Source organism: Micromonospora sp. NPDC057141 (assembly GCF_042670805.1).
Taxonomy (GTDB): Bacteria; Actinomycetota; Actinomycetes; order Mycobacteriales; family Micromonosporaceae; genus Micromonospora.
Genome location: NZ_JBHUVA010000010.1, coordinates 1 through 24,979, shown reverse-complemented (window position 1 = coordinate 24,979; position 24,979 = coordinate 1). Strand labels below are relative to the sequence as shown.

Sequence of the window (24,979 nt, the reverse complement as noted above, 5' to 3'; positions counted from 1 at the left end):
GCTCCACCATGGCGCGGTTCCTGGTCAAGCGGCTGCTCTCGGCGGCGCTCACCCTGTTCGCGGTGAGCGTGCTCAGCTTCCTGATGTTCTTCGCCCTGCCCCGGGACCCGGTCAGCGGCATGTGCCCCAAGAACTGCAACCCGGAACGCCTGGAGCGGGTCCGCCAGGAGTTGGGCCTGCGCGACCCGCTGGTCACCCAGTACGCGGGCTACCTGAAGGGCATCGTCACCGGGCGGGACCTCGGCAGCGCCCAGGGCGGCCGGTGCGACGCACCCTGCCTGGGCTGGTCGTACGTCAGCAACGAGGCGGTCAGCGACACCATCGCCCGGGTGCTGCCGGTGACCCTGAGCATCGTGATCCCGGCGGCGATCCTGTGGCTGCTGCTCGGCGTCGGCCTCGGCATGGTCTCGGCGCTGCGCCGGGGCACCTGGCTGGACCGGGTGGCCATCGGCTTCTCGCTGACCGGCGCGTCGTTGCAGCTCTACTTCGTCGGGGCGGTGCTGCTGCTGGTCTTCGTCTATAACCTGCGGCTGCTGCCGGTGCCCAGCTACACGTCGCTGTTCGACAACCCGCTCAGGTGGGCGAGCGGTCTGGTGCTGGCGTGGGTCTCGCTGGCGTTCCTCTTCTCCGCCATCTACGCGCGGCTGTCCCGGGCGCAGCTGCTGGAGACGCTGTCGGAGGACTTCGTCCGCACGGCCCGGGCCAAGGGCCTGACCAAACCCCGGGTGTACGGGCGGCACGCGCTGCGCGCGGCCGTCACCCCCGTGGTGACCATCGCGGGGCTGGACGTGGGCGGGGCGCTGGGCGGCACCGTCATCACGGAGACGACGTTCGGCATCCAGGGGTTGGGGCGTACCGCGGTCGACGCCGTCCGCGCCGGCGACCTGCCCACCATCATGGCGACCGTGCTCATCGCCGCGGTGTTCGTGGTGCTGGCCAACGTCGTGGTGGACCTGCTCTACGCGGCCATCGACCCCCGGGTGCGGCTGCGCTGACCGGTTACGAGATTCATCGACAGAGGAGGTAGGAGATGCGACCACGCGCAGCGGCCGGCGTCGGCGGCGCCATCGCACTGGTGGTGGCGTTGGGGGCGTGCTCGGAGAACACGGGCGAGGGCACCACGGTCGACACCGGCCGGCAGCAGACCGGCGTCATCGCCACCGACCCGAAGGACTCGCAGGGCCCGGCGGCCGAGGTGAGCGGGGCGCGCCGGGGCGGCACGTTCACCATCATCCGGGAGACGCCGATCTCCCACCTGGACCCGCAGCGGACGTACTCGTTCGCGGGCCTGATGGCCAACCCGCTCTTCGCCCGTTACCTGACGACCTGGAAGGACGACGGCAAGGGCGGCCTGGTCCTCGTCGGCGACCTGGCCGAGACCCCCGGTACCAACGTCGACAACGACTGCAAGGTCTGGGAATTCACGATCAAGCAGGGGGTGAAGTTCGAGGACGGCAGCCCGATCACGTCGAAGGAGATCGCGTACGGCATCGCCCGGTCCTTCGACCCGGACCTCGCCGGTGGCCCGACCTACCTGCAGGAGTGGCTGGCCGACACCCCGCAGTTCGACACGAAGTGGGACTTCCAGAAGAACCGGGACGCGCTGCCGCCCGGCCTGACCACCCCGGACGAGCGGACCCTGCGCTTCGAGTTCGCCAAGCCCCGCTGCGACCTGCCGTTCGCGGTGTCCCTGCCGACCACCGCGCCGCTGCGGGCCGACCAGGACACCGGGGTCAACCTGGACCAGCGGCCGTTCTCGTCCGGGCCGTACAAGATCGCCACCAACCAGGTCGGCGTGCAGCTCACCCTCGACCGCAACCCGAACTGGGACCCGGCCACCGACCCGGTGCGCCACCAGTACCCGGACCAGTTCGTGTGGAGCTTCGGCCCGACCGCCGACGCCGCCAACAACCGGGTGATCGCCGACAACGGCCCCGACCAGAGCGCGCTCGCCTTCAACTCGGTGCCGCCCTCGCTGGTCGCCCGGGTGGCCCAGGACGCGGCGCTGAAGTCGCGCACCATCCTCTCGCCGACGCCGAGCGCCAACCAGCTCGTCATCAACAACCAGCGGGTCACCGACCTGAAGATCCGCCAGGCACTGAACTACGCCATCGACCGGGAGGGCCTGATCAAGGCGCTCGGCGGGCAGACCGTGGCCCAGCCGCTGACCACCCTGATGCCCCCGGCCACGATCGGCTTCCAGGCGTACGAGGCCTACCCGGCCGGGGCGAACGGCGACGTCGACAAGGCCAAGGAGCTGCTCGGCGGCCAGACCCCGGAGCTGGTCCTCGGCGTGGCCGACAACACCGACGAGCAGGTGCAGGCGACCCAGCTCAAGGGCAACCTGGAGCGGGCCGGTTTCAAGATCACCGTGCGGAACATCCCGGACGACGCCAAGCTCGACGAGGTCAAGAAGAAGAACAACCCCTGGGACCTGTACATCGGCAACTGGGCGGCGGACTGGCCCAGCGGCGCGTCGATCCTGCCGGTGCTCTACGACGGCCGCACCATCAAGGCCGAGGGCAACAGCAACCAGTCGTACTTCGACGACCCGGCGATCAACGCCGAGTTCGACCGGATCCTCGCCCTGGAGCCCGCCAAGCAGGGCCCCGAGTGGGCCAAACTCGACCAGCGGATCATGAAGGAGCACGCGCCGGTGGTGCCGCTCTACGTCGACGTGGCGTACAACGTGCACGGCTCCAAGGCCGGCGGCGTCTTCATCTCCAGCGTCTTCGGCTACCCGTCCTTCGTCAACGCCCACGTCAAGCAGTAACCCACCCCTTCCCACCCCCACCCCGCCTCGCCTCCTCGCCTCGGTGATCAAGAGGAAAACGTCATTGTTGATCTCTGTGATGACGCAAACCTCTTGATCACCGGGGCTGGCGGGCGGGGCCGGGGAGGTGGGCGGGGCGGGGCTTGGGGTTCAGTCGGCTCGTAGGGCCAGCAGGGCGCTCTTGAGCTCGCGTTCGTTGTATTGGCGGGGGCCTTCGTCGGCGACCATGAGCAGGTAGGTGTCCTGCCGGGTCGGGACCCCCCGCACGGAGAACCAGAACCGGCAGGTGCCGTCGGTGAGCGCGCGGGCGTCGGTCAGCTTCCCGCCGGCGAACGAATCGCCGGTCGTGATGATCACCGGTGCGCCGTCCTTGATGTCGGCATGGTCGCCCGTGCCGGCACAGCCGCCGTGGTCGTCCCGGACGAAGGACGCGCCGGCGCCCAGCAGCACCGCGCCGGAGACCACGAATGTCTCCGTCGGCGGTCGGCTCGCTGCGGCAGGAGTGCGGGGTTTGTTGCTGTTCAGGTACATGCTGACGGCGAGTGCGAGCCCGACGGCAGCGCCGACTCACATCCAGACCGGACGCCCTGCGGTCGGCTCTGGACGCAACGGCTGCATGTCGTCTCTCCGGTGGAGGTCGGTGCGGCGGGGCACAGGGGAGTGTGATCGAAGATCGTTCATCATTGCAGACGTTCGGGCCCGTGACCGCCTCGTTAACAGGGGGCCCTTCCTATACAGAAAGCGTTGACAGGGGCCCTTCCTTACCCCAGGTGGGTGCGGAGGAAGTCGAGTTCCAGGCGGAGCAGGCGCTCCGACAGGCCGCCCGCCGCCATGTGCGTGGCCCCGGGCAGCGGCAGCACCGAGTGCGGCCGGCCCGCCGCCAGCAGCGCCGCCGACAGCCGCAGCGTGTGCGCGGCCACCACGTTGTCGTCGACCAGGCCGTGCACCAGCAGCAGCGGCCGGGCCGGCTCACCCGGCACGGGTCGCTCGGCCGCCAGTTCCAGCAGCGAGTGGTGCGCGTACACGTCCATGCCGTCCTCCGGCAGGCCCAGGTAGCGCTCGCTGTATGCGGTGTCGTACAGCGTCCAGTCGGTGACCGGGGCGCCGGCGATCCCGCAGCGGAACAGCTCCGGGTGGCGCAGCACCGCCAGCCCGGCCAGCCAGCCGCCGAACGACCAGCCCCGGATGCCGACCCGCTCCAGGTCCAGGTCGGGGTGCTTGTCGGCGAGCGCGGTCAGCGCGTCGATCTGGTCGGTCAGCACCACGTCGGCCAGCCGGCGGTGCACCGCCTTCTCGAACGACGGGGCCACCCCGGGGGTGCCCCGGTTGTCCACCGTCACCACCGCGAAGCCGGAGTCGGCCCACCACTGCCGCTCCAGCCAGGCCGACCGGGCGGCCACCACCTCCTGGTGCCCCGGGCCGCCGTAGACGTCCAGCAGCACCGGCAGCCGGGTGCCCTTCACGTGGTCGGTGGGGTAGAGCACGGCGCTGGGCAGCCGCCGGTCGGTCACCCGCACCATCGTCGGCCGGGGGGAGTACGGCGGGGCGGCGGCCAGCGAGCGCAGCTGCGCCACCTCCCGGTCGCCGCGCCACACCGCCCAGGTGGTGCCCGGCTGGTCCAGCGACGCGGTGCCGACCACCAGCGTGTCCCCGCCCACGGCGGCCGTGTGCCAGCCGGGGGTGCCGCTCATTCGGCGGGCATCCACCCCGGCGCCGATCAGCGTCCGCACCCGGTACAGGTGCCGCTGGCTGGGCTCGCCCTCGCTCGCCTCCACCAGCAGGTCGGCCGGGCCGCTGCCGGCGGGCAGCCGGCCCACCACCCGGCGCACGTACAGCGACGGCGGGGTGAGCAGGGTGCCGTCGGCGAACAGGCAGCGGGCGTCGTACCCGTCGTGGGCCAGCTCGCCGCCGACCAGCACCCGCCCGTCGGGCAGGTGCGCCGGGGTGCCGGGGATCGGCTCCACCCAGCGCGGGTCGGCCAGCTCGGCGTGCACCTGGGTCTCGCCGGTGCGCGGGTCGACGGCGAGCACCAGGCCGTGCTGCTGCGACCGGCGCAGCACCGTGAGCAGCGGGTTGCCGTCGGCCCAGTCGACGGAGGTGAGGTACGGGTAGGTCTCCCGGTCCCAGTGCACGTCGACCCAGCCGTCGTCGAGGTCGAGCAGGTGGAGGCTGACCTCCGCGTTCGGCCCGCCCGCCCGGGGGTACGCCACCGTCGTCGGCGGGCTGGCCGGGTCCGCCGGGTCGTGCAGGTGCCAGCGGGGCAGCCGGGACTCGTCGACGCGCGCGGCCAGCACGCTGCGCCCGTCGGGCGCCCACCAGTAGCCCCGGAACCGGCCGAACTCCTCGGCCGCGACGTGCTCGGGCAGCCCCCAGGCGACCCCGGCGTCCTCGCCGGCCAGCAGGCTGTCGGTGCCGTCGGCCGCCACCACCCGCAGCTCGCCCGGGCGCACCCCGTCGGCGGTGTCGGTGACGTACGCCAGCCGCTCGCCGGTGGGGTCGGGGCGCGGGTCGAGCACCGGGCCGGCGGTCGCCACCTCGATCACGTCGCCGTGCACCAGGTCGGCCCGGAACAGCCGACCGGACAGCGCGAACACCGCCACCCGGCCCGCCGCGTCCAGCGCGTACGAGCCGATGCCGGCGGTGCTGAGCCGCCGCCGCTCGCGCAGCGCCCGCTCGCCGGGGGTGAGGGCGGCCGGGTCGCCGCCGGCGCCGAGCAGCACCGCCGGGTCGGCGATCAGCCGCTCCTCACCGGTGGCCGGGTCGAGCAGCCAGAGCGCGTCGGCGGGATCCTCCGGACCGGCGGAGCGCAGGAAGATCACCCGGGAGCCGTCGTCGGCCACGGTGACGGCGCGGGGCGCCCCGTGGGCGAACCGGCGGGTACGGGCGGCCAGCTCCGGAAAGTCCACACGTCGGATCGTAGAGCCGCCCCGGGGGTGATGTGGCGGACCTGGCGGGACGCGTCGGGGCCGGCGTGGGTGAACCGCCGGTTAGAGTGACCGTCGTGACGACGCTGCCCGACCGCCGCCTCCTGCTGGTCCACGCGCACCCCGACGACGAGTCCATCGGCACCGGCTCGACGATGGCCCACTACGCCGCCGCCGGCGCCCACGTCACGCTGGTGACCTGCACGCTCGGCGAGGAGGGCGAGATCCACGTGCCGGAGCTGGCCCAGCTCGCCGCCGCAGAGGCCGACCAGCTCGGCGGGTTCCGCATCGGGGAGCTGGCCGCCGCCTGCGCCGCGCTCGGCGTCGCCGACCACCGCTTCCTCGGCGGCGCGGGCCGCTACCGCGACTCCGGGATGATGGGTCAGGCCACCAACGAGCACCCCCGGGCGTTCTGGCAGGCCGACCTCGACACCGCCGCCGGGTTCGTCGTGGAGATCATGCGGGAGGTACGCCCGCAGGTCATGATCACGTACGACCCGAACGGCTTCTACGGCCACCCCGACCACATCCAGGCGCACCGGGTGGCGATGCGGGCGCACGAGCTGGCCGCCGCCGAGGGGTTCGCCCCGGCCAAGGTCTACTGGACGGCCATGCCGCGCAGCGTGCTGGAGGCCGGGATGAACCACTTCACCGAGGCGTCGGACAACCCGTTCGAGGGCATCGGCAGCGTCGCCGACCTGCCCTTCGGCACCCCGGACGAGCAGATCGGCGCCCGGATCGACGCCACCGACCAGCACGCCGCGAAGGAGGCCGCGATGCGGGCGCACGCCACCCAGATCCCGGCCACCTCCTGGCTCTACTCGATCGCCGGCAACTTCGGGGCCGAGTTCATGGGCGTGGAGTACTTCACGCTGGCGGTGGGGGAGCAGGGGCCGGGCAACGGCCCGTACGGCTGGGAGGACGACCTGTTCGCCGGGCTCGACCTCGACGGGGACGGCGCGGGGCGCGCCCCGGTCGCGGCGGCCGGCGTCCGGTGACCCTGCCCGCCGCGCCGATGTCGGTCGTCCCCCCGCAGGCCCCCGCGCCGCCCCCGCCGGGGCGGTCGCTGCGGCTGCTCGACCTCGCCCTGCGGGTCGCCGGTGGCGTGGTGGCCGTGGTGGGCGCGGTGGCGACGGCGCTGCTGGAGCTGCTCCTGTCCACCGTCCGGGTCTCCGGGACGCTGGTCGGCGCGTCGGTGCCGGTGGCGGTGCTCGCCAACGTCGCGCTGAGCTGGTTCGCCCACGCGGCGGTGGGTCGCCGCTGGGCGGTGGTCCTGCCCGCCACGCCGTGGTTCGTCCTGATGGGCGCGGCGGCGGTCCGGACCAGCGAGGGTGACCTGCTGCTGGCCGGGGACAACTGGGTCGGGCTGGCGATGATCGTGGCGGGCGCGATGACGTTCGCGGTGATGGGGTTCCGGCAGGTGCTCGCCCCGCCACCGGCCCGTCGCGGCGGGTGATGACGACGCACAGGTTCCGGTGGTAGATATTCCTGCCAGGAGGCCCGCCGTCGGGGCGGGCGGTGCGGCGGGAGACGTGCGATGAAAGATCGGTGGCGGGCGGTCGGGGTGCTCGCGGGGGCGCTGTTCGCGGTCAACGTGGTCGCCCGGGTGGTCATCAGGCTCGGCTTCGACGGCGACGTCACCGCCGCCGACCGGGTCTCGCTGGTGATGTTCCTGGCGATCGGTCTGATCCTCGCCGTGCTGGCGTTCCGCTGGGGGCAGGACCACCCGGTGGGCCGGTGGGCCGGTGACGTGGCCGCCGCCGTGGGGGTCGCGCTGCTGCTGACCGTCCTGGTCGGGCCGCTGCTGGTCGGGCAGAACCCGTTCGGCGGTGGCGCGGGCACCTTCTTCGCCCAGATCTGGCTCTATCTCGCGGCGACCGCCGCCGGGGTCCTCGTCGGCTACCTGACGGCCACCGCGCTCGGCCGCGACCACCGCTCCCGGATGCTGAAGCGCTACGCCGAGAACAAGACGGCCAGGCCGCGCCGCACCGTGCGCCGCTGACCGGCCCGTGGCCGGTGGCCGACCGCCGCCCGGGTGGCACGCCGCCCGCCGCGCCATGTTCGTCAGGGGGCGACGCGGGTGAGGTAGGTGTGGTGCGTGGTGAAGCCCAGACCACGGTAGAGGGTCACCGCCGGGGTGTTGCGCTGCTCCACCTGGAGAAAGGCGCCGGAGGCGCCCAGGGCGGCGCCCCAGTCGGCCAGGGCGCGGATGATGTGGGTGGCCAGGCCCTGGCGGCGGGCGTGCGGCAGCGCCTCGATCAGGCTCAGCCCGAGCCAACGCCCGTCGCCGGTGACCGTGCCGCGGCCGACGGCGAGCAGCGCGCCGTCGGCGTACACGTGGGCGAAGCGGACCTGGCCCACGGCGGTGAGCACGTGGCGGGCGGAGGCCGGGAGGCCGCCCTTGCGCCCGGCGGCGACCGCGAGCCAGTCGTCGGACGGCGCGGCGGCCAGCTCGACCGGCGGCAGGCCGGTCCGGACGGGCGCGGCGGGCGATGGGTCGGCCTGGCCGGGCGGTGGGTCCGTCTGGTCCGGCAGGGTGTGGGCGTGGCCGGGTGGCGGCTCGGGGCGGCCGGCGCGCAGCGGGGCGAGCGGCGCGGTCTGCACCAGCACCAGCGGGCGGGAGGTCCAGCCCCGCGCGTCCAGCTCGGCACCGACCGGGGTGGCGAGCGGCAGCGGCGTGTTGACCAGGGCCGGCTGGGCGCGGTCGGCGTACCAGCGCTCGACGGCGTCCAGCGCGGCCGGCAGCGGCCGGTCCGGGTCGCCGACCGGCAGCGCCGAGTTGGCCCGCCCGCTCCACCCCTCGGCGCCGCGCAGCAGCCAGTCGCCGAGCCGGCCCCGGGTGGGCGCCGGCCACGCCTCGTCGGCGGCCAGCTCCAGCGCCACGACGGCGGCGGCGGTCGGCCGACGCGCCGGCGGCACCCGTTTGGCCCGGTGCACCTCGGCCACCGGCACCCGCAGCCGGCCCTGGTCGGTGGCCAGAGTGACATGGGTCTCGGTCAGCTCGACCAGCTCGCCGAGCGCGTCGGAGAAGAGCGGCCGGCCTTCGCGAATCCCCACAATCCGGCGAACCACGATCCGGTGTCCCACATCCTGCTGTCGGAGCACGATCGACCCCCTCCCCGGCGAGATACTAGGCTCTAACCGTCGCGGGTGATCGCGGCGTGTCTTGCGGAGGAGAAGACCGGTGACCTACATCATCGCCGAGCCCTGCGTGGATGTGCTCGACAAGGCATGCATCGAGGAATGCCCGGTCGACTGCATCTACGAGGGCAACCGGATGCTCTACATCCACCCCGACGAGTGCGTCGACTGCGGTGCCTGTGAGCCGGTCTGCCCGGTCGAGGCGATCTTCTACGAGGACGACGTCCCGGAGCAGTGGAAGGACTACACCGGGGCGAACTACGAGTTCTTCGAGGACCTGGGCTCGCCCGGCGGAGCCTCGAAGATCGGCAAGGTGGAGAAGGACGCGACGTTCGTCGCGGGCCAGCCGCCGCGCGGAGAGGGCCACTGAACCGGCCCGCGCCGGTCTCGTCGCGGCTGCCCGAGTTCACCTGGGACACCCTGGACGCCGCGGCCGCCCTGGCCGCGGCGCACCCGGACGGCCCGATCAACCTGTCGATGGGCACTCCGGTCGACCCGGTGCCCCCGGTGATCCGGCAGGCCCTGGCCGACGCGTCCGACGCACCCGGATACCCGCTGACCGCCGGCACCCCCGCCCTGCGGGACGCCGTCGCGGCGTGGGTGGCCCGGTCCTGCGGTGTGCGCGTCGACGGCCTGGGCGTGCTGCCCACCATCGGCTCCAAGGAACTGGTGGCGTGGCTGCCCACCCTGCTCGGCCTCGGGCCCGGTGACGTCGTCGTGGTGCCGTCGATCTGCTACCCGACGTACGAGGACGGGGCGCGGCTCGCCGGTGCGACCACCGTGCGCACCGACTCGCTGACCGCGCTCGGCCCCGACCCCCGGGTCCGCCTGGTCTGGGTCAACTCGCCCGGCAACCCGACCGGCCGGGTGCTGCCCGCCAACCACCTGCGCAAGGTGGTCGACTGGGCGCGGGAGCGGGGGGCCGTGGTGGCCAGCGACGAGTGCTATCTGCCGCTGGGCTGGTCGGCCGCCGCCGAGCCGGTCTCCGTGCTCGCGCCCGAGGTGAGCGGCGGGTCGTACGACGGGCTGCTGGCGGTGCACTCGCTGTCCAAGCGCTCCAACCTGGCCGGCTACCGCGCGGGCTTCGTCGCCGGTGACCCCGCCCTGGTGGCGGAGCTGCTGAAGGTGCGCAAGCACGCCGGCATGATCGTGCCGGCGCCCGTACAGGCGGCGATGATCGCGGCGTTGGGCGACCAGGAGCACGCCGACGCCCAGCGGGAGCGCTACCGGGCGCGGCGCGAGCGGCTGCTGGCCGCGTTCACCGGGGCCGGGTTCACCGTCGAGCACTCCGAGGCCGGGCTCTACCTGTGGCTGACCCGGGGCGAGGACTGCTGGTCGACCGTCGACTGGCTGGCCCGCCGGGGCATCCTGGTCGCCGCAGGCGTCTTCTACGGGCCGGGTGGCGCGAAGCACGTCCGGGCGGCGCTGACCGAGTCCGACGAGCACGTCGCGGCAGTCGCCGCCCGCCTCGCCCAGCCCTGACCGGGGTCTGCTCTGCGGCCCAGCCCTGGCCCCCGGGCCTGCTCTGCGGGTGTGCCCGGGTGCCCCGGACCGACCGGCCGGGGCACCCGGGGCGTCACCCGTTGATCCGCCGGAACACCGCCAGCAGGGTGTCGCGGCTGCTCTTCTCCAGCAGCTCGCCGAAGAAGAGTTCCTGCATCGTCACCGTGCGCCCGTCGTGCAGGGTCAGCTCGGCCTTCAGCGGCACCTCCCGCTTCACCGCCACCGAGGTGATCTCCTCGTACGGCCAGAAGGTGTGCCGGCCCGCCAGCTCGGCCACCGGCACCGAGCCGACCAGCGCCCGCAGCCGCTCCTCGCCCTGGCTCGCCTTGCCGGGGTCGGCGATCAGCACCAGCCCCCGGTCCAGGACCAGCACGTCGTGCTCCGTACCGTCGATCTTGATGTTGGCGAGCCCGCCGACGAGGTCGGCGTCCCGGCCGGAGACCCGCCGCTGCACCACCGTCGCACCGTCCGGGTCGACGCCCAGCTCGGCGAGGCGGGCCAGCGCGTCGTCCAGGGTCAGCGGATCCACCGCCAGCTTGGCGATGTCGGACAGGTCGCACGGCTCGCCGTCCGGGCCGACCAACCGGGCCGGGGCCGACCAGGAGAGCCGCCAGTGCGCCCGCCCGGCGCGGATCGCGGCGTTGACCAGCAGTGACCCCATCGGGCCGGCGAACCGGGCCGCCGCCTCCTCCGGGTCGACCCCGGTGAGGAACCGCTCGGCGAACTCGCCCAGCCGACCCGCGCGGACCAGGTCCAGCACGGTGGCCAGGCCGGGATTCTCCGCGCCGGTGAACCGGCCTGCGGCCCGGTAGACGGCGTCGGCCTCGCGCTGCCCACCGGCGGCGATGGCCGCCGCGATGAACTCGGGCCACGGCAGGACCTGCCGTCCCTCGCAATCGACCACGAGCCCCTGCAACGCCTGGCCGGCGGCGTCGATGTCGGCCAGCAGGACGGCGGCCGGCCGCTCGTCGGGGGCAGCCGGGTCAACCGGTGCGTCGGCCATCGCGGCCACCCGGATCCCGATGGGCGGGTGGGTGTCCCAGCGGGAGGCCTTCTCGTCGGGCGCGTTCTCCCGCAGCTCGTCGATCTCGTTCCGCCGGCCGGCGAGCAGCTTGGCGAAGCCGCCGAAGAAGTCGTCCGGGGCGAGCCCCGCCGACCAACCCGGCTCGACGTACCGGCGTAGGTAGAACGCCCAGGCGGCGTCGAGCGCCGGCAGGGTACGCAGCGCGGACGTGGCCGCCTCCCGGCCGGCCAGCCGCACCGAGGACCGGTCGGCCTCCAGCTCCTGGCGGCGCGACGCGGCGTTGTCCACCAGCAGGTAGAGCTTCGCGTACCCCCGGAAGACCCAGCCGACCGGGTTGCGCCTGCTGATCCGCCCGATGGTCTCCGCGATCGCCAGTCGACCCCGGTACGCCACCCCGCCGAGCCGGGTGTGCCGGCCCGAGTAGTGGCCCAGCTCGTGCGCCAGCACCGAACGGAGCTGGTCCACCCGCATCGCCTGGAGCAGCTGCAACCCGACGTACATGGTCCGCCGGCCGCCGACCAGGCCCAGCATGCTGCTCTGTTCGGCGACGGCCGCGTTCACCTCGGGCACCAGCCGGATCTCGTCCGGGGCGCGGGTGCCGACCGCGGCGGCCAGCTCGCGCACGGTGGCCCAGAGCTGCGGGGCCTCCCGCTCGCTGAGGACCAGGCCCGGAGCGGGCTCGTTCTTCGTCCGGATGGCCCGCCACAGACCCACCAGCACCGCGCCCAGCGCGAGCACCAGCGGGATGGTGAGCTTGGCGGTGACCAGGCCGCTGGCCCACTGGTGGATCCAGACGGCGAAGGCGACGACGGCGGCGAGCTGGAGCAGCGCGACGACATAGAAGCCGATCAACATGAGCACCGAGGCGAGCGCCCGGTACGTCGCGGACATGGTGCTGTCCCTTCCCCCGTACGCCCACCCGTGCGGTGGGCGGCGGAGGGGACCGTACGGCTTTCGATCTTCGTCCGGCAACCACCTTCCGGACGGGGAGATATCCTCGGGCCGGACCGGGTCGGGGCGATCTCGACGGGAACCGACCGAGACGCCGAGGTGCGTGATGGTGGAGACTCTCCGGGCCGCGGTGGTGGGCACCGGGCTCATCGGCGGCTCGATCCTGCTCCGGCTGCGGGAACGGGGGCTCGACGTCGCCGGCTGGGACCCGGACGCCGCCACCCGGGCGGAGGGACGGGCGCGGGGTGTCACCTGCCCCGACGAACTCGCCGACGCCGTCCGCGACCGGGACGTGGTGTTCCTCTGCGGCCCGCTGTCCAGCCTGCCCGAGACGCTGGGCACCGTCAGCGAGCTGACCGGCCCCGACTGCGTGGTCACCGACGTCGGCAGCACCAAGGGCGGGATCGCCGGGTACGCGGCGGCGCACGGGCTGACCGGCCGGTTCGTCCCGGGCCACCCGATGGCCGGGACCGAGCGCGCCGGGCTGACCGCCGCCAGCCCCGCCCTCTTCGACGGGGCGGCCTGGGTGCTCTGCCCCACGGCGGAGGGCCTCGACCGGTTCCGGACGCTGGCGGCCCTGCTCGTCGACGTCTTCGGCGCGCGGGTCGTACCGCTGGATCCGGACGCCCACGACGCGGCGGCGGCCCTCGCCTCGCACCTGCCGCACCTGCTGGCCGGCACCCTCGCCGCGACGGTGGCCGAAGCCGACCTGCGCGACGCCGCGCTGGGCCTGGCCGCCGGCAGCTTCCGCGACGGCACCCGCATCGTCGGTACGCCGGCGACCCGGACCGTGGACATGCTGCTGAGCAACCGTGACCAGGTGCTCGCCCAGCTCGCCCGGGTGACCGGTCTCCTCGACCGGTACGCCGCCGCGCTGCGGGACGGCGACGCGGCGGCCCTGCTCGCGCTCCAGCAGCGGGCCCACGGTCTCCGGCTGGCCCTGCTCGACCGGGAGCTGCCCGCCGCCGCCCCCCGCGCCTTCCCGCTCGAACGTCCACGCGCCCTGCCGCTCGACGGGGCCGCCGACGGACCGGCCGCTGCGGCGGTGGACGGTGAGCTGGCGTACCTGCTGTCGCTCGGTGCGGCCGGCGGCTACCTGACCGGCTGTGCGGTCACGGACGCCACGGTGACGTACGCCGCCCACCTGCCCAGCGGGTGTTAAGAAGGGGCCCCTGCTCTACAGAATGCGTCAACAAGGTGCCCTTCCTCTAGGGTGAGGGCATGGTGGACGGACCGGTCGTGGCGGTGCGCGGCGAGGCGTACCGGGAGGTTCCTCCCGAGCTGGCGCGGTTCACGGTGACCGCGACGGCCCGGGACCGCAGCCGGGAGGCCGTCCTGAGCCGGCTCGCCGAGCGGGCCGCCGCCGTGCGGGTGCTGCTCGACGCCGCCGAGCCGGCCGTGGACCGCCGGGAGACCGGCGACCTGCGGGTGTGGCCGCAGACGCGCCGCTCCGGCGAGCGGGTGGTGGCCTGGCACGGCAGCGTCGCCACCACCGTCACCGTCACCGACTTCACCGCGCTGGGCGAGCTGATGCTGCGGCTGGCCGACCAGGACCAGGTCGAGATCGCCGGCCCCTGGTGGTCGCTGCGGCCGGACAGCCCGGCCCACCGGGACGCCCGGCACGCCGCGATCGCCGACGCGCTGGCCCGCGCCCGGGAGTACGCGGAGGCCCTCGGTGCCCGGGTGACGGCCCTGCTGGAGCTGGCCGACACCGGGCCGGCCCCGCAGCCGATGTTCGCCCGTGCCGCGTTCGCCGGTGGCGGCGTGGAGTCCGGCGGCCCGCCGGAGCTGGACCTGGACCCGCAGCCGCAGACCGTGCACGCGGCGGTGGACGCCCGGTTCACGATCTCCGAGCCGGTGCTGGGCTGATGCCGACCGCCGACGTGCTCGCCGTCGAGGAGCTGGTGGCCCGGGCCCGCGCGCTCGCCGACGCCGGTCCCCGCCAGTTGCTGGGCATCGCGGGCGCACCCGGGGCGGGCAAGTCGACGCTGGCCGGGCGGGTCGTCGCCGAGCTGGGCGGGGTGGCCCGGCTGGTGCCGATGGACGGGTTCCACCTGGCCCAGGCGGAGCTGCGCCGGCTCGGCCGGGACGTGCGCAAGGGCGCGGTGGACACGTTCGACGTGGCCGGGTTCGTCGCGCTGCTGCGCCGGCTGCGCCGGCTGGAGCCGACCTCGGTCTGGGCCCCGGAGTTCCGCCGGGACCTGGAGGAGCCGGTCGCTGGTGCGGTCGAGGTGCCGCCGGAGGTCCGGCTGGTGGTGACCGAGGGCAACTATCTGCTGCTGCCGGACTACCCGTGGGACGAGGTGCGGTCGCTGCTGCACGAGGCGTGGTTCCTCGACCTGGACGCCGAGGTGCGGCAGCGCCGGCTGACCGCCCGGCACGAGGCGTACGGGCGGTCACCGGAGCAGGCGCGGGCCTGGGCGCTGGGCAGTGACGAAACCAACGCGGCCCTGGTGGCCGGCACCGCCGGCCGGGCCGACCTGGTGGTCCGGCTGGCCGACCCGCCGCCCGGCTGAGCGGGCGGCGGGCCGGCGCTGCGGGCAGCTGCGCTGGGCGCGGGCCAGACGCGGGGTGGGTCGCCCGGTCAGCGGGAGCCGTTGTTGATCATCACGTAGCCGATCCTCGCGACGAGCGTGCTGATGAAGTAGAAGACCTGCCCCCAGATCTGGATGTGGTGACCGACGGGGTAGTCCCCGTCCGCCTGCTGGTGGATGAAGGACGAGACGGCCCCCCAGTTGTTCTCCAGCTCGATGTTGTTCGTGCCCATCTGGTTGCCGGTGCCGTTGCGGAGGTTGTTGTAGACGGTGTTGAGGATCGACCCGAACCGGGCCGCCTCGGCGACGAACTGGATGATGTCGACCCAGGCCTGCTGCTGGCGCGCCTGGGTGTACGAGTTCGGCGTGAACAGCACGTACAGCGACCCGATCATGGTCGCGCGGCCCATCTGCCGACCGGCCCGGGATTCCGGGCTGCCGCCGCTGAGGCCCGTGTAGGAGCCGCTGCCGATGGTCGTGAACTGGGCGTTCGGGGCCATGGCCCGGATGCGGGCCTGGAACACGTCCGAGTAGGTGGTGAACTGGTAGTGCCGGCCCGTGCTGGCGGAGTAGAAGCCGGCGACGTAGAGGTTGTTGGACCACAGGTAGACGGACGCCCGGTAGAGGCCGGACAGGCTGAGCCGGATCTCGATCAGTTGGGCGCCCGTCTGGGTGGTCTCGTCGACGTTGTCGCCGAGGAAGTCGTGCCCGGCGACGCGGTGCAGTTGCGCGAGCATGTTCCAGTAGTCGGTCGCCGCCTGCTGGGACGGGCCCGGGGAGCCCACGTAGTTCAGGCTGTCGAGGTTCCAGTCGAAGACGGTGTAGTTGCCGGTGAAGTCGGCCTGAGCGGCCGGCGGGGCGACCGTGACCAGCCCGAGAGCCATCGCAATGGCGGTGAGCAGCGCGGCGAGGCGGCGCAGCGTCGGGTGCGCGGGCCGTCCGCCCAGCGGTGGCCTCGTGGTACGCAACATGATCTTCCTTCCTCCGGCCGGTGGCCGTGGCCGTGGTCGCGGCGACGGCCCGGGGCGGGCCGCCATCCGCGTTTCCATCTCATTCGATGGATGGCGGCGGGACCACGAAGAAGACACGCAGAAACTACGCAGCGTCGCCGCCGCTCTCAGCCGACGCCCTGCCGGGGCACCGGGACGCCGCGCCGCAGCAGCCAGGTCACCCGGGCCCGCTCGCGGCGGAACTCGGCGGCGTCCGGGTAGGCGCTGTGGTTGCGGATCGGCGGGTCGGCGACCTCCCCGCCGGTGGGGTGCAGCGCGTCCGGGTCGTGGACGGGCAGGTTCCGTTCGCCGGCCGTCACCGGCCAGCCCAGCGGGTCGGTGTCCCGCCAGAAGTTGGTCCAGCCGGGCCGCCCGGACGGCCCGCGCAGCGCGTCGGCCAGCGCCGGCAGCCGGTCCGGCCCGAAGTACGCCGGGAAGATCCGCCCGTAGAGCCGGGTGAGCTGGCAGCCGTAGGAGAAGAACCAGATCCGCCGCCGCCAGCGGGCGGGGAGTTGGAGGAGCACCGCCGCGCAGATCACCGCGCCCTGGCTGTGCCCGGAGAGGATGATCCCGTCGACCCGGCGTACGTCGTGCTCGTCGAGCGCGAGCAGGCCGGCGGTGCGGGTCTGGAGTTCCGGCACGGCCCGCTCGGCATAGCTGGGCGGGGCGAGCGGGTGCGCGGCCCGGGGCCAGAAGGTGCCGATGTCCCACAGCACCCCGACGGAGCGGCGCACGGTGTCGTTGCGGTAGACCATGAGCCCCACGGCGGCGATGGCCACCGGCAGCCAGCCGAGCAGGGTGTCGCCGGCGTCGGCCACCGCCTTGACCACCGTCGGCCATCCGGTGAGGGTGGCCGCGTCGGGCGGGACGTGGGAGAGGGCGGCGGCGGAGCCTAGGGTGGCGAGCGCGGCGCCGACCGCCGCGTACCAGCCGATGAGGCGTAGCGCGTGCTCACCCACCAGCCGGTGCAGCGCCCGGAACGCGCTCACGTCGCGGCAGCGCCGCCGGTCGTGGGCGGAGAGGGTGTTGTCGCCGGGCACCAGCTCGGCGTACTCCTGCCGGCGGAGCCGGCGGAACAGCAGGCCGGCGCGGAGCGCGACGCCGGCCAGCGCGAGCACCGCGACGGCGAAGGCGAGACCGGCCCACATCACCGGCAGCGGCGGGACCACCCCGGTCCGGCCGCCCGCCGGGTTGCCGTCGGTGAGCCGGTCGGTGACCCAGTAGAGCACCCCGGAGCAGTACGCGATGCCGAGCAGCCAGCCGAATCCGGCGATCACCGCCGGCCCCCGCCCACCCCAGGCGAGGTCGGCGTGCGGCTGCCCGGGGCGGGGCCGCGCGGCGGGGCCGGTGCGCGGCAGCAGCAGCCCGCCGCCGGCCAGCGCGATCGCGGGGACGGTGAGCATCCAGTCGTCCAGCCGTTCCGGTACCGGCGTGCTCGCGGGCAGCCAGCCGGCGATCCAGGCGACGCCGAGCGGCAGGAGCAGCGCGGCGGCGACCGGCGCGGCCAGCGCCCGCCGGCCGGACCGGGCCACCGCGCCGATGGCGGCGAGCAGGAGCACCTGCCCGGTGCCGTACCAGGCGATGATCCAGTCGTAGCCGGGCAGCGAGCGGTCGATGAGGCAGCCGGCCTGGGCCGGGTCGCGGATGCACCCGGCGGGCGGGCGCAGCTGCGCCAGCGGGGTGCCGGCCGGGCCGTCCGGCAGCAGCAGGAGCAGCACCGTTCCGGTCACCCCGGCGCAGGTCAGCACGATGACGGCGACGCTCCATGGGCCGAGGGGGGTGTCCCCGGCGCGGCGGCTCAGCCAGGGCCGGCCCAGCGCCACCACGGCGATCAGCACCACCGCGCCGAGGAGCGCCACGGTGGGCCAGGCGACGGCGGCCCGTATGCCCAGCGGCGGGTCCATGGCGAGCACCGCGCCGAGCGGCACGGCCGCCGCGACCACCGCGCCGACGCAGAGGTGCAGCACCCCGGCGCGGCGCAGCTGCCCCTCGCCGCACCAGAAGGTGGGGTCCTGCAACGGGTTGGCAGTGGCGGGGTTCTCCTGCGGCGGGCCGTCGTCCTGAGGTGCCGCGCCGGCCGGGGCGGGGTCGGCAGCCGGGCGGGTGGCCGGTGCGGCCGGCATCTCCGCCTCGTACTGGTAGGTCCGCCAGGCGAGCAGGCCGAGCAGCGCCAGCAGGCCCAGCGGGATCGCGAGGCCGACGACGAGGGAGTGTGCGCCCTGCCGCCACCAGCCGTGCGCGAGGAACTCCCACCCGCCCGGGACGCGGCGCAGGCACTCCTCGTCGACGCACTGCCAGGCGATGAGGTCCACGCCGATGCCGGTGGCGGCGAGGACCAGCGTCCCGGTGAGGCTGAGGCAGAACAGCCGGACCAGCCAGGCGGTGATCCCGGACCGGCTGCCCCAGCGCTCCTCGTCCGGGTCGGGTGGGATGCCGGGCCGGGCGTGCAGCGCCACGTTCGCCAGCGTGAAGGGCAGCAGCAGCGTCCAGAGGGCCCGCTCGACGTCCCGCGCGGTCCGCGCTCCGGAGGTCAACTGCCCCCAGCTGTACGCCTCGACGACCACCGCGTCGTCCGGACCGACGTCGGTCGAGCGGTAGAAGCCGGTCACCTCGTCGCCGGCGACGAGCCAGGGGCGGGGGCCGTCGTCGCCGGGCTGTGGGGCCAGGCCGAGCACCTGGTCCGGGGGAGTGTTGGACACCCCGTGTACGCGTAGTTCGAGCACCCGAGCGGCCATCGGTACCTCCTAGTGATGGCTCCACTACCCAGAGTGCACCCTCTGGGCCTGCTTCGGCCACCCCTGGAGCGAGACGTTTTCGCAGGTGGGCGCCGTGATGACCGAATTCGGGCGGCTCAGTCGATGGTGCGTACCACCCGGGCGGGGTTGCCCACGGCGACGACGTTCGCCGGCAGGTCGCGGGTCACCACGGCCCCGGCGCCGACCACGGTGTTGTCGCCGATGGTGACCCCGGCGAGCACGATCACCCCGCCGCCGAGCCAGACGTTGTCGCCGAGGGTGATCGGCTGCGCCGCCTCCCACTTCTGTCGCCGGGGCTCCGGGTCGACGGGGTGGGTGGCCGTCAGCAGCTGCACGTTCGGTCCGATCTGGGCGTCCGCGCCGACGGTGATGGGGGCGACGTCGAGGAGGACGGCGTTGAAGTTGACGAACCCGCGCGGCCCGAGGTGGATGTTGAAGCCGTAGTCGCAGTGGAACGGCGGGCGGACCCAGGTGTCCTCGCCGACCGAGCCGAGCAGCTCGCGCAGGGCGGCCAGTCGGGCCTCGGGGTCGGCGGCGGAGCTGCGGTTGAACGCCTCGCTGCGGCGCGCGGCGAGGTCCAGGTCGGCCAGGAGCTCGGGCCCTTCGGCGCGGTAGGGCTCGCCGGCCAGCATGCGGTCCTTCATGGAGGTCATCGGGCGATGATCCCCGCCCGATCTCGACTCTGTGCGAAGTTCGTCACGTTTTTGTCTCCACCTATGCATACCGAGTATGCAATTCTTCTCCCGGTCAATGCGACCCCTGTCAGTGATGACGCCTCATGAGGAGGATCAAGTTGCATCGAAAGGGAAGAAAACCGGCCAGCCTGGCGCTGGCCCTGGGCCTGGTGCTCGCCGCGCCCCTGGCCGCCCCGGCCGCCGCCGCCCCGGCCGCCGCCGCCCCGGCCACGTCCCCCGGAACGACGTCCCCCGCGATGCTCGCCGCAGGCTCGGCCGGAGCCGGCGGAACCGGTCCGGCGGGACCCGCCGCCGGCCGACCGGCCACCGTCACCCTGGTCACCGGCGACCGGGTCACCGTCACCGGCTCCGGGGCGGTGAGCATCCGTCCCGGAGCGGGGCGTGCCGACCTGCGCTTCCTGGTCCGCCGCGACCGGGGCCACGTCACCGTGCAGCCGCAGGACGCCCTGCCCCTGCTGCGCTCCGGCCGGGTGGACCCCCGGCTGTTCGACGTGACCGAGCTGATCGCCGCCGGCTACGACGACGCCCGCCGCGACAGCCTGCCGCTGCTGGTGTCGTACCGGCCGGGGGACGCCCGCCGGGCCGTCGCCGGCACCCGGGTGACCCGCGACCTGCCGGCCATCCGGGGCGCGGCGGTGACGGCCGAGAAGGCCCGGGCCGGCGCGGTCTGGGGCGCGGTGACCACCGGACGGGCGGCGGCCCGCGTCGACACTGCGGGGGGTGTCGACCGGCTCTGGCTGGACGGCAGGCGTCGGGTCACCCTCGACCACAGCGTCCCGCAGATCGGCGCGCCCACCGCCTGGGCGGCCGGCCTCACCGGCAAGGGCGTCACCGTCGCGGTGCTCGACACCGGCGTCGATCCGGAGCACCCCGACCTCGCCGGCCGGCTCGCCGAGTCGCGCAACTTCAGCGAGGCGCCCGAGCCGGGCGACACGATCGGCCACGGCACGCACGTCGCCTCCACCATCGCCGGCAGCGGCGCCGCCTCCGGCGGGAAGTACCGGGGCGTCGCGCCGGACGCCACGCTGGTCTCCGGCAAGGTGTGCGAGGACAACGGCTGCTCCGACTCCGCGATCCTCGCCGGCATGCAGTGGGCCGCCGTGGACAAGCGGGCCACCGTGGTCAACATGAGCCTCAGCGGGTGGGACACCCCGGAGGTCGACCCGTTGGAGGAGGCGGTGCAGACCCTCACCGCGCAGACCGGCACCCTGTTCGTCCTCGCCGCCGGCAACGCCGGCATGGACGCCTCCGTCGGCTCCCCGGCCAGCGCGGACGCCGCCCTCGCGGTCGGCGCCGTCGACCGGGACGACGAGCTGGCCGGCTTCTCCAGCCGAGGGCCCCGCACCGGCGACGACGCCCTCAAGCCGGACATCACCGCCCCCGGCGTGGACATCGTCGCGGCCCGGGCCGCCGGCACCGAACTCGGCGGGCCGGTCGGCGACCGGTACGTCACGGCCTCCGGCACGTCGATGGCCACGCCGCACGTCGCCGGCTCGGTGGCGCTGCTCGCCCAGCGGCACCCCGACTGGAAGGCCGGCGCGCTGAAGGCCACCCTGATGGCCGCCGCGAAGCCGCACCCCGAGCAGACCGCCTACCAGCAGGGCGCGGGCCGGGTCGACGTGGCCCGGGCGATCGGGCAGCAGGTCACCAGCGACCCGGTGAGCGTGTCGTTCGGCCGGGCGCAGTGGCCGCACGACGACGACCCGGTGCTCGACCGCACGATCACCTGGCGCAACTCCGGGTCGGCGCCGGTCACCCTCGACCTCACGATCGAGGCCACCGGGCCGGACGGCAAGCCGGACCCCGCCGGCCTGTTCCGGCTCGGCGCGTCCCGGGTCACCGTGCCCGCCGGCGGCACGGCCGGGGTGCAGGTCAGCGCCGACACCCGGGTCGACGGCCCGGACGGCTACCACACCGGCCGGGTCGTCGCCCGCTCCGGCGAGACCGTGGCGGTCACCCCGATCGCCGTGCACCGCGAGGTGGAGAGCTACGACGTCACCGTCAGCCACGTCGGGCGGGACGGCAAGCCCACCGGCGACTACGGCACCAGCCTGATGGACCTGGAGGGCTTCGCCTTCCCCATCGACATCTACGGCGGTGCCGCGACGGCGACCGCGCGCGTGCCGAAGGGCCGCTACGGGCTGGCCAGCTTCCTGTTCGCCACCGACGAGGCGGGCGACCCTGCCGGGGCCACCCTGCTCGCCCGGCCCGAGCTGGTCGTCGACCGGGATCTCCGGCTCACCCTCGACGCCCGCGCCGGCAAACCGGTGGTGACCACGGTGCCGGAGCGCGGCGCGACCGCCCCGCTGGTCGACGTCAGCGCGATCTTCTTCAGCCCCGACGGCGGCAGCTACTCCTTCGGGGTGTGGAGCGACGGCTTCGCCGGGCTGACCAGCGCCCACCTCGGCCCGGCGAGCACGCCGGAGAGCTTCGTCGCCACGATCGGCAGCCAGTGGGTCGACCGGGACGTCGAGGTCAGCCCCTACCTCTACGCGCTGCTGGAGGCGTTCCCGGGTCGGCTGCCGACCGGCTTCGTCAAGCACTACCGCGACAAGGACCTCGCCACCGTCGTGCACACCTTCCGGGACGCCCACCCGGGGCTGGAGGCGGAACGGATCGTCTTCGGCGAACCGGAGTACAACACGGGCGGCTCCGCGCTGATCCTGCCCACGGCGGTGCCCGGCAAGCGGGTCGAGCACTACAGCACCAACGCCGTGAGCTGGAGCACGGAGCTGGACTTCGGCACCCGCGACGACGTCTGGCTGAACGTGCAGGCGCTGCTGGCGTCGCCGCTGACGAAGTACCGGGCCGGACGGACCGGCCACGAGACGTGGGGCGCGGCCCCGCTCGCGCCGTCGTTCCCGGTGCGGCGCTGGGGGACCGAGGGGATCACCCGCCAGGGCGACCTCATCGTGGTCGACCTCTCCGTGCACAGCGACGCGGTCGGGCACGTCGGCGGGTCGCTCAACGAGCCCCAGCGGACCCGGCTCTACCGCAACGGAAAGTTGGTCGGGGAGAGCGGATACGCCGGCTACGGCGAGTTCGAGGTGCCGCCCGGAGCGGCGGACTACCGGGTGGAGATCCTGGCCAGGCGTGACCTCACCGACCTGAGCACCGAGGTCACCGCCGCGTGGACGTTCCGCTCGACGCACGTCGCCGGTGCCGACTTCGTGCCGCAGCCGGCGGCGGCGGTGCGCTTCGCCCCGGCGCTGCGCCCCGACAACAGCGCCCCGGCGGGCCGCACCTTCACCGTGCCGGTGCGGGTCGAACCGCAGGACGGCGCGCCGAAGTCGAAGGTGGCCTCGCTGACCGTCGACGCCTCGTACGACGGTGGCAAGACCTGGCGCAAGGCGGAACTGCGCCGCCAGGGTGCCGGCTGGGTGGCGACGCTGCGCCACCCGGCGGGCAACGGCTACGTGTCGCTGCGCGCCACCGCGAAGGACACCGCCGGCAACACGGTGACCACGCGGATCATCCAGGCGTACCGGCTGAAGTGACCCGGCGTCCGGGCCCGGCGGCCCCCACCCGCCGGGCCCGGACGGGCGGGCCCCACCGTCGGTCGTCGGGCGCGTAGGCCGTCAGTCGTTGGCGCACAGACCGTCAGTCGTTGGCGTGCAGGGCGGCGTTCAGCTCGATGCCCCGGCCCGTGCGCGGGCGGGCCTCCAGCGCGCCGGTGACCGAGTTGCGCCAGAACAGCAGCCCGTCGACGCCGGACAGCTCGCGGGCCTTGACCACCCGGCCGTCCGGCAGGGCGATCTTCGAGGCCGCCGTGACGTAGCAGCCCGCCTCGACCACGCAGTCGTCGCCGAGCGAGATGCCGACGCCCGCGTTCGCGCCGACCAGGCTCCGCTCGCCGATGCGTACCCGGTCGGTGCCGCCGCCGGAGAGGGTGCCCATGATCGACGCACCGCCGCCGATGTCGGAGCCGTCGCCGACCACCACGCCCTGCACGATCCGCCCCTCGACCATCGAGGTGCCGAGCGTGCCGGCGTTGAAGTTGACGAAGCCCTCGTGCATCACGGTGGTGCCGGCGGCCAGGTGCGCGCCGAGCCGGACCCGGTCCGCGTCGGCGATCCGCACGCCGGAGGGGACCACGTAGTCGGTCATCCGGGGGAACTTGTCCACCCCGTGGACGGCCAGGTGGCGGCCAGCGGCCCGCTCGATCACCCGCAGCTCGTCCACCCGCTCCGGCGGGCACGGCCCGGCCGACGTCCAGGCCACGTTCGCCAGCGCGCCGAAGATGCCGTCGAGGTTCAGCTCGTTGGGCCGCACCAGGCGGTGGGAGAGCAGGTGCAACCTCAGGTACGCGTCGGCGGCGTCCTTGATCGGGTCGTCCAGCGAGCCGAGCACGGTGACCACCTGGACCGTACGCAGGCCCGGCAGCGCCCGCTCGCCGACCGCCCCCGGCGGCAGGTCCAGCACGTCCGCCTCGTCCTCGCCCGGCACCAGCGGCAGCTCGCCGAGCCCCAGCTTGCCCGTCGGATACCAGGTGTCGAGCACCTGCCCGTCAGCGGTGATTGTGGCCAGGCCGATGCCCCACGCAGGCTGTGCAGTCGTCACGCCTGTGACGGTACCGTGCGAACCATGGAGAACCCGCTGACCCCCGAGGTCCTCGCCGATCCGGTGGCGTTGACCCGTGCACTGGTCGACATAGAGTCCGTCTCCCTCCACGAGCAGGCCATCGCAGACTGCGTCGAGCAGGTGCTGCGCGGGGTGCCGCACCTGACCACCTTCCGGCACGGCAACACCGTGATGGCGCGCACCGATCTGGGGCGGGCCACCCGGGTGGTGCTCGCCGGGCACCTGGACACCGTCCCGCTGAACGACAACTTCCCGTCGACCATGCGCGGCGACCTCATGTACGGCTGCGGCACCTCCGACATGAAGTCCGGCGTGGCGTACGCGCTGCACCTGGCGGTCACCCTGCCCGACCCGCGCTACGACGTGACGTACTTCTTCTACGAGGCCGAGGAGATCGAGTCCAAGCACAACGGGCTCTTCCTGGTCGCCGACGCGCACCCGGAGTGGCTCCAGGCGGACTTCGCGGTGCTGCTGGAGCCGACGTACGGCATCGTCGAGGCCGGCTGCCAGGGGACCATGCGGTCGGTGGTGACCACCACCGGCGTCCGGGCCCACTCGGCGCGCTCCTGGCACGGGGTGAACGCCATCCACGGTGCTGGCGAGGTGCTGCGCCGGCTGTCGGCGTACGAGGCGCGGCGGGTCACCATCGACGGCTGCGCCTACCGCGAGGGCATGAACGCGGTCCGGATCAGCGGCGGCGTCGCCGGCAACGTGGTGCCGGACCGGTGCGAGATCGAGGTCAACTACCGGTTCGCGCCCGACCGGACGCCGGCCGAGGCCGAGGCGCACCTGCGGGAGGTCTTCGACGGCTTCGAACTGCGGGTGACCGACGTGGCCGCCGGAGCGGTGCCCGGGCTGGACGCGGCCCCGGCGAAGGAGTTCCTGGCGGCCGTCGGCGCGGCGCCGATCGGCAAGCTCGGTTGGACGGACGTGGCCCGGTTCGCCGCGCTGGGCATCCCCGCGCTGAACTTCGGCCCGGGCGACCCCAACCTGGCCCACCACCCCGACGAGCACGTCGAGATCGGCAAGATCCGCGACGGCGCGGCGACCCTGCACCGCTGGCTCGCCCCCGCCTGAGCCCCCGCTCCGGCCCGGGTCGCCTCGCAGC

General features: G+C 74.2%; 20 protein-coding genes. 12 read left to right on the top strand and 8 right to left on the bottom strand.

The window, feature by feature from the left end:
* Positions 1 to 8: 8 nt before the first annotated feature.
* Both ACFT41_RS09005 and ACFT41_RS09000 read left to right on the top strand, forming a co-directional pair.
* Positions 9 to 995: an ABC transporter permease gene (locus ACFT41_RS09005; protein ID WP_377585951.1), complete on the top strand. Its 987-nt coding sequence runs from the start codon at positions 9 to 11 to the stop codon at positions 993 to 995.
* Between the two features lie 35 nt (positions 996 to 1,030).
* Entirely contained in the window at positions 1,031 to 2,773 is a 1,743-nt protein-coding gene (locus ACFT41_RS09000) for an ABC transporter substrate-binding protein (RefSeq protein WP_377585953.1), read from the top strand.
* Between the two features lie 150 nt (positions 2,774 to 2,923).
* On the opposite strand, the gene ACFT41_RS08995 is transcribed toward ACFT41_RS09000, so the two are convergent.
* Positions 2,924 to 3,238, bottom strand: coding sequence for a hypothetical protein (locus ACFT41_RS08995; RefSeq protein WP_377585956.1), 315 nt, complete (start codon positions 3,236 to 3,238; stop codon positions 2,924 to 2,926).
* Between the two features lie 296 nt (positions 3,239 to 3,534).
* Positions 3,535 to 5,679, bottom strand: coding sequence for a prolyl oligopeptidase family serine peptidase (locus tag ACFT41_RS08990; protein WP_377585958.1), 2,145 nt, complete (start codon positions 5,677 to 5,679; stop codon positions 3,535 to 3,537).
* A gap of 86 nt (positions 5,680 to 5,765) precedes the next feature.
* On the opposite strand from ACFT41_RS08990, the gene mshB reads away from it, so the two are divergent.
* From mshB to ACFT41_RS08975, 3 genes are all read left to right on the top strand, one after another.
* Positions 5,766 to 6,695, top strand: a complete 930-nt coding sequence (gene mshB, locus ACFT41_RS08985) for an N-acetyl-1-D-myo-inositol-2-amino-2-deoxy-alpha-D-glucopyranoside deacetylase (protein ID WP_377585961.1) — start codon at positions 5,766 to 5,768, stop codon at positions 6,693 to 6,695.
* Positions 6,696 to 6,712: 17 nt separating this feature from the next.
* Positions 6,713 to 7,153, top strand: a complete 441-nt coding sequence (locus ACFT41_RS08980; protein WP_377585996.1) for a hypothetical protein — start codon at positions 6,713 to 6,715, stop codon at positions 7,151 to 7,153.
* Between the two features lie 81 nt (positions 7,154 to 7,234).
* Complete coding sequence (locus ACFT41_RS08975; RefSeq protein WP_377585964.1) at positions 7,235 to 7,699, top strand: hypothetical protein; 465 nt, start codon at positions 7,235 to 7,237, stop codon at positions 7,697 to 7,699.
* Positions 7,700 to 7,761: 62 nt separating this feature from the next.
* Here ACFT41_RS08975 and ACFT41_RS08970 read toward each other — a convergent pair whose 3' ends face one another.
* Positions 7,762 to 8,802, bottom strand: coding sequence for a GNAT family N-acetyltransferase (locus tag ACFT41_RS08970; protein WP_377585967.1), 1,041 nt, complete (start codon positions 8,800 to 8,802; stop codon positions 7,762 to 7,764).
* A 79-nt stretch (positions 8,803 to 8,881) separates the two neighbouring features.
* On the opposite strand from ACFT41_RS08970, the gene fdxA reads away from it, so the two are divergent.
* Together fdxA and dapC are read left to right on the top strand one after the other, a co-directional pair.
* Positions 8,882 to 9,208 (top strand): ferredoxin, encoded by a 327-nt coding sequence (fdxA, locus tag ACFT41_RS08965; RefSeq protein ID WP_007072862.1) that lies wholly within the window; start codon positions 8,882 to 8,884, stop codon positions 9,206 to 9,208.
* A complete protein-coding gene (gene dapC / locus ACFT41_RS08960; RefSeq protein WP_377585998.1) occupies positions 9,205 to 10,320 on the top strand; it encodes a succinyldiaminopimelate transaminase in 1,116 nt (371 codons plus the stop codon). The genes fdxA and dapC overlap by 4 nt, the downstream gene beginning before the upstream one ends.
* A 94-nt stretch (positions 10,321 to 10,414) precedes the next feature.
* On the opposite strand, the gene ACFT41_RS08955 is transcribed toward dapC, so the two are convergent.
* Positions 10,415 to 12,256 (bottom strand): M48 family metallopeptidase, encoded by a 1,842-nt coding sequence (locus ACFT41_RS08955; protein WP_377585970.1) that lies wholly within the window; start codon positions 12,254 to 12,256, stop codon positions 10,415 to 10,417.
* 166 nt (positions 12,257 to 12,422) lie between these two features.
* Between ACFT41_RS08955 and ACFT41_RS08950 the strand changes: the two genes are divergently transcribed.
* The 3 genes from ACFT41_RS08950 to ACFT41_RS08940 are packed head-to-tail and all read left to right on the top strand — an operon-like array spanning position 12,423 to position 14,832.
* Positions 12,423 to 13,478: a prephenate dehydrogenase gene (locus ACFT41_RS08950; RefSeq protein ID WP_377585972.1), complete on the top strand. Its 1,056-nt coding sequence runs from the start codon at positions 12,423 to 12,425 to the stop codon at positions 13,476 to 13,478.
* Positions 13,479 to 13,537: 59 nt separating this feature from the next.
* On the top strand, positions 13,538 to 14,185 hold the full coding sequence (locus tag ACFT41_RS08945) for an SIMPL domain-containing protein (protein WP_377585976.1): 648 nt from the start codon (positions 13,538 to 13,540) through the stop codon (positions 14,183 to 14,185).
* Positions 14,185 to 14,832, top strand: a complete 648-nt coding sequence (locus tag ACFT41_RS08940) for a nucleoside/nucleotide kinase family protein (RefSeq protein WP_377585979.1) — start codon at positions 14,185 to 14,187, stop codon at positions 14,830 to 14,832. The genes ACFT41_RS08945 and ACFT41_RS08940 overlap by 1 nt, the downstream gene beginning before the upstream one ends.
* 68 nt (positions 14,833 to 14,900) lie before the next feature.
* Here the strand turns inward: ACFT41_RS08940 and ACFT41_RS08935 are convergent, their stop codons facing one another.
* From ACFT41_RS08935 to ACFT41_RS08925, 3 genes are all read right to left on the bottom strand, one after another.
* Positions 14,901 to 15,821: a ribosome-inactivating family protein gene (locus tag ACFT41_RS08935; protein WP_377585982.1), complete on the bottom strand. Its 921-nt coding sequence runs from the start codon at positions 15,819 to 15,821 to the stop codon at positions 14,901 to 14,903.
* 146 nt (positions 15,822 to 15,967) lie between these two features.
* On the bottom strand, positions 15,968 to 18,574 hold the full coding sequence (locus tag ACFT41_RS08930; RefSeq protein WP_377585984.1) for a hypothetical protein: 2,607 nt from the start codon (positions 18,572 to 18,574) through the stop codon (positions 15,968 to 15,970).
* Positions 18,575 to 18,690: 116 nt separating this feature from the next.
* Positions 18,691 to 19,248 (bottom strand): sugar O-acetyltransferase, encoded by a 558-nt coding sequence (locus ACFT41_RS08925; protein ID WP_377585986.1) that lies wholly within the window; start codon positions 19,246 to 19,248, stop codon positions 18,691 to 18,693.
* 140 nt (positions 19,249 to 19,388) lie between these two features.
* Between ACFT41_RS08925 and ACFT41_RS08920 the strand changes: the two genes are divergently transcribed.
* Complete coding sequence (locus tag ACFT41_RS08920) at positions 19,389 to 22,787, top strand: S8 family serine peptidase (RefSeq protein WP_377613782.1); 3,399 nt, start codon at positions 19,389 to 19,391, stop codon at positions 22,785 to 22,787.
* Positions 22,788 to 22,890: 103 nt separating this feature from the next.
* Here ACFT41_RS08920 and dapD read toward each other — a convergent pair whose 3' ends face one another.
* The gene (gene dapD, locus ACFT41_RS08915) at positions 22,891 to 23,850 is read right to left on the bottom strand and encodes a 2,3,4,5-tetrahydropyridine-2,6-dicarboxylate N-succinyltransferase (protein WP_377590508.1); all 960 of its coding nucleotides are present in this window, start codon (positions 23,848 to 23,850) and stop codon (positions 22,891 to 22,893) included.
* 24 nt (positions 23,851 to 23,874) lie between these two features.
* Between dapD and dapE the strand changes: the two genes are divergently transcribed.
* Positions 23,875 to 24,948, top strand: coding sequence for a succinyl-diaminopimelate desuccinylase (gene dapE, locus ACFT41_RS08910; protein ID WP_377590509.1), 1,074 nt, complete (start codon positions 23,875 to 23,877; stop codon positions 24,946 to 24,948).
* Positions 24,949 to 24,979: the final 31 nt, after the last annotated feature.

Bases quoted from the DNA above. Each gene is read 5' to 3' on its own strand.
- ACFT41_RS09005 (WP_377585951.1), top strand. From the start codon at position 9: ATGGCGCGGTTCCTGGTCAAGCGGCTGCTCTCGGCGGCGCTCACCCTG.
- ACFT41_RS09000 (WP_377585953.1), top strand. From the start codon at position 1,031: ATGCGACCACGCGCAGCGGCCGGCGTCGGCGGCGCCATCGCACTGGTG.
- ACFT41_RS08980 (WP_377585996.1), top strand. From the start codon at position 6,713: ATGTCGGTCGTCCCCCCGCAGGCCCCCGCGCCGCCCCCGCCGGGGCGG.
- ACFT41_RS08975 (WP_377585964.1), top strand. From the start codon at position 7,235: ATGAAAGATCGGTGGCGGGCGGTCGGGGTGCTCGCGGGGGCGCTGTTC.
- ACFT41_RS08955 (WP_377585970.1), bottom strand. From the start codon at position 12,256: ATGTCCGCGACGTACCGGGCGCTCGCCTCGGTGCTCATGTTGATCGGC.
- ACFT41_RS08950 (WP_377585972.1), top strand. From the start codon at position 12,423: ATGGTGGAGACTCTCCGGGCCGCGGTGGTGGGCACCGGGCTCATCGGC.
- ACFT41_RS08945 (WP_377585976.1), top strand. From the start codon at position 13,538: ATGGTGGACGGACCGGTCGTGGCGGTGCGCGGCGAGGCGTACCGGGAG.
- ACFT41_RS08940 (WP_377585979.1), top strand. From the start codon at position 14,185: ATGCCGACCGCCGACGTGCTCGCCGTCGAGGAGCTGGTGGCCCGGGCC.
- ACFT41_RS08935 (WP_377585982.1), bottom strand. From the start codon at position 15,821: ATGTTGCGTACCACGAGGCCACCGCTGGGCGGACGGCCCGCGCACCCG.
- ACFT41_RS08930 (WP_377585984.1), bottom strand. From the start codon at position 18,574: ATGGCCGCTCGGGTGCTCGAACTACGCGTACACGGGGTGTCCAACACT.
- ACFT41_RS08925 (WP_377585986.1), bottom strand. From the start codon at position 19,248: ATGACCTCCATGAAGGACCGCATGCTGGCCGGCGAGCCCTACCGCGCC.
- dapE (WP_377590509.1), top strand. From the start codon at position 23,875: ATGGAGAACCCGCTGACCCCCGAGGTCCTCGCCGATCCGGTGGCGTTG.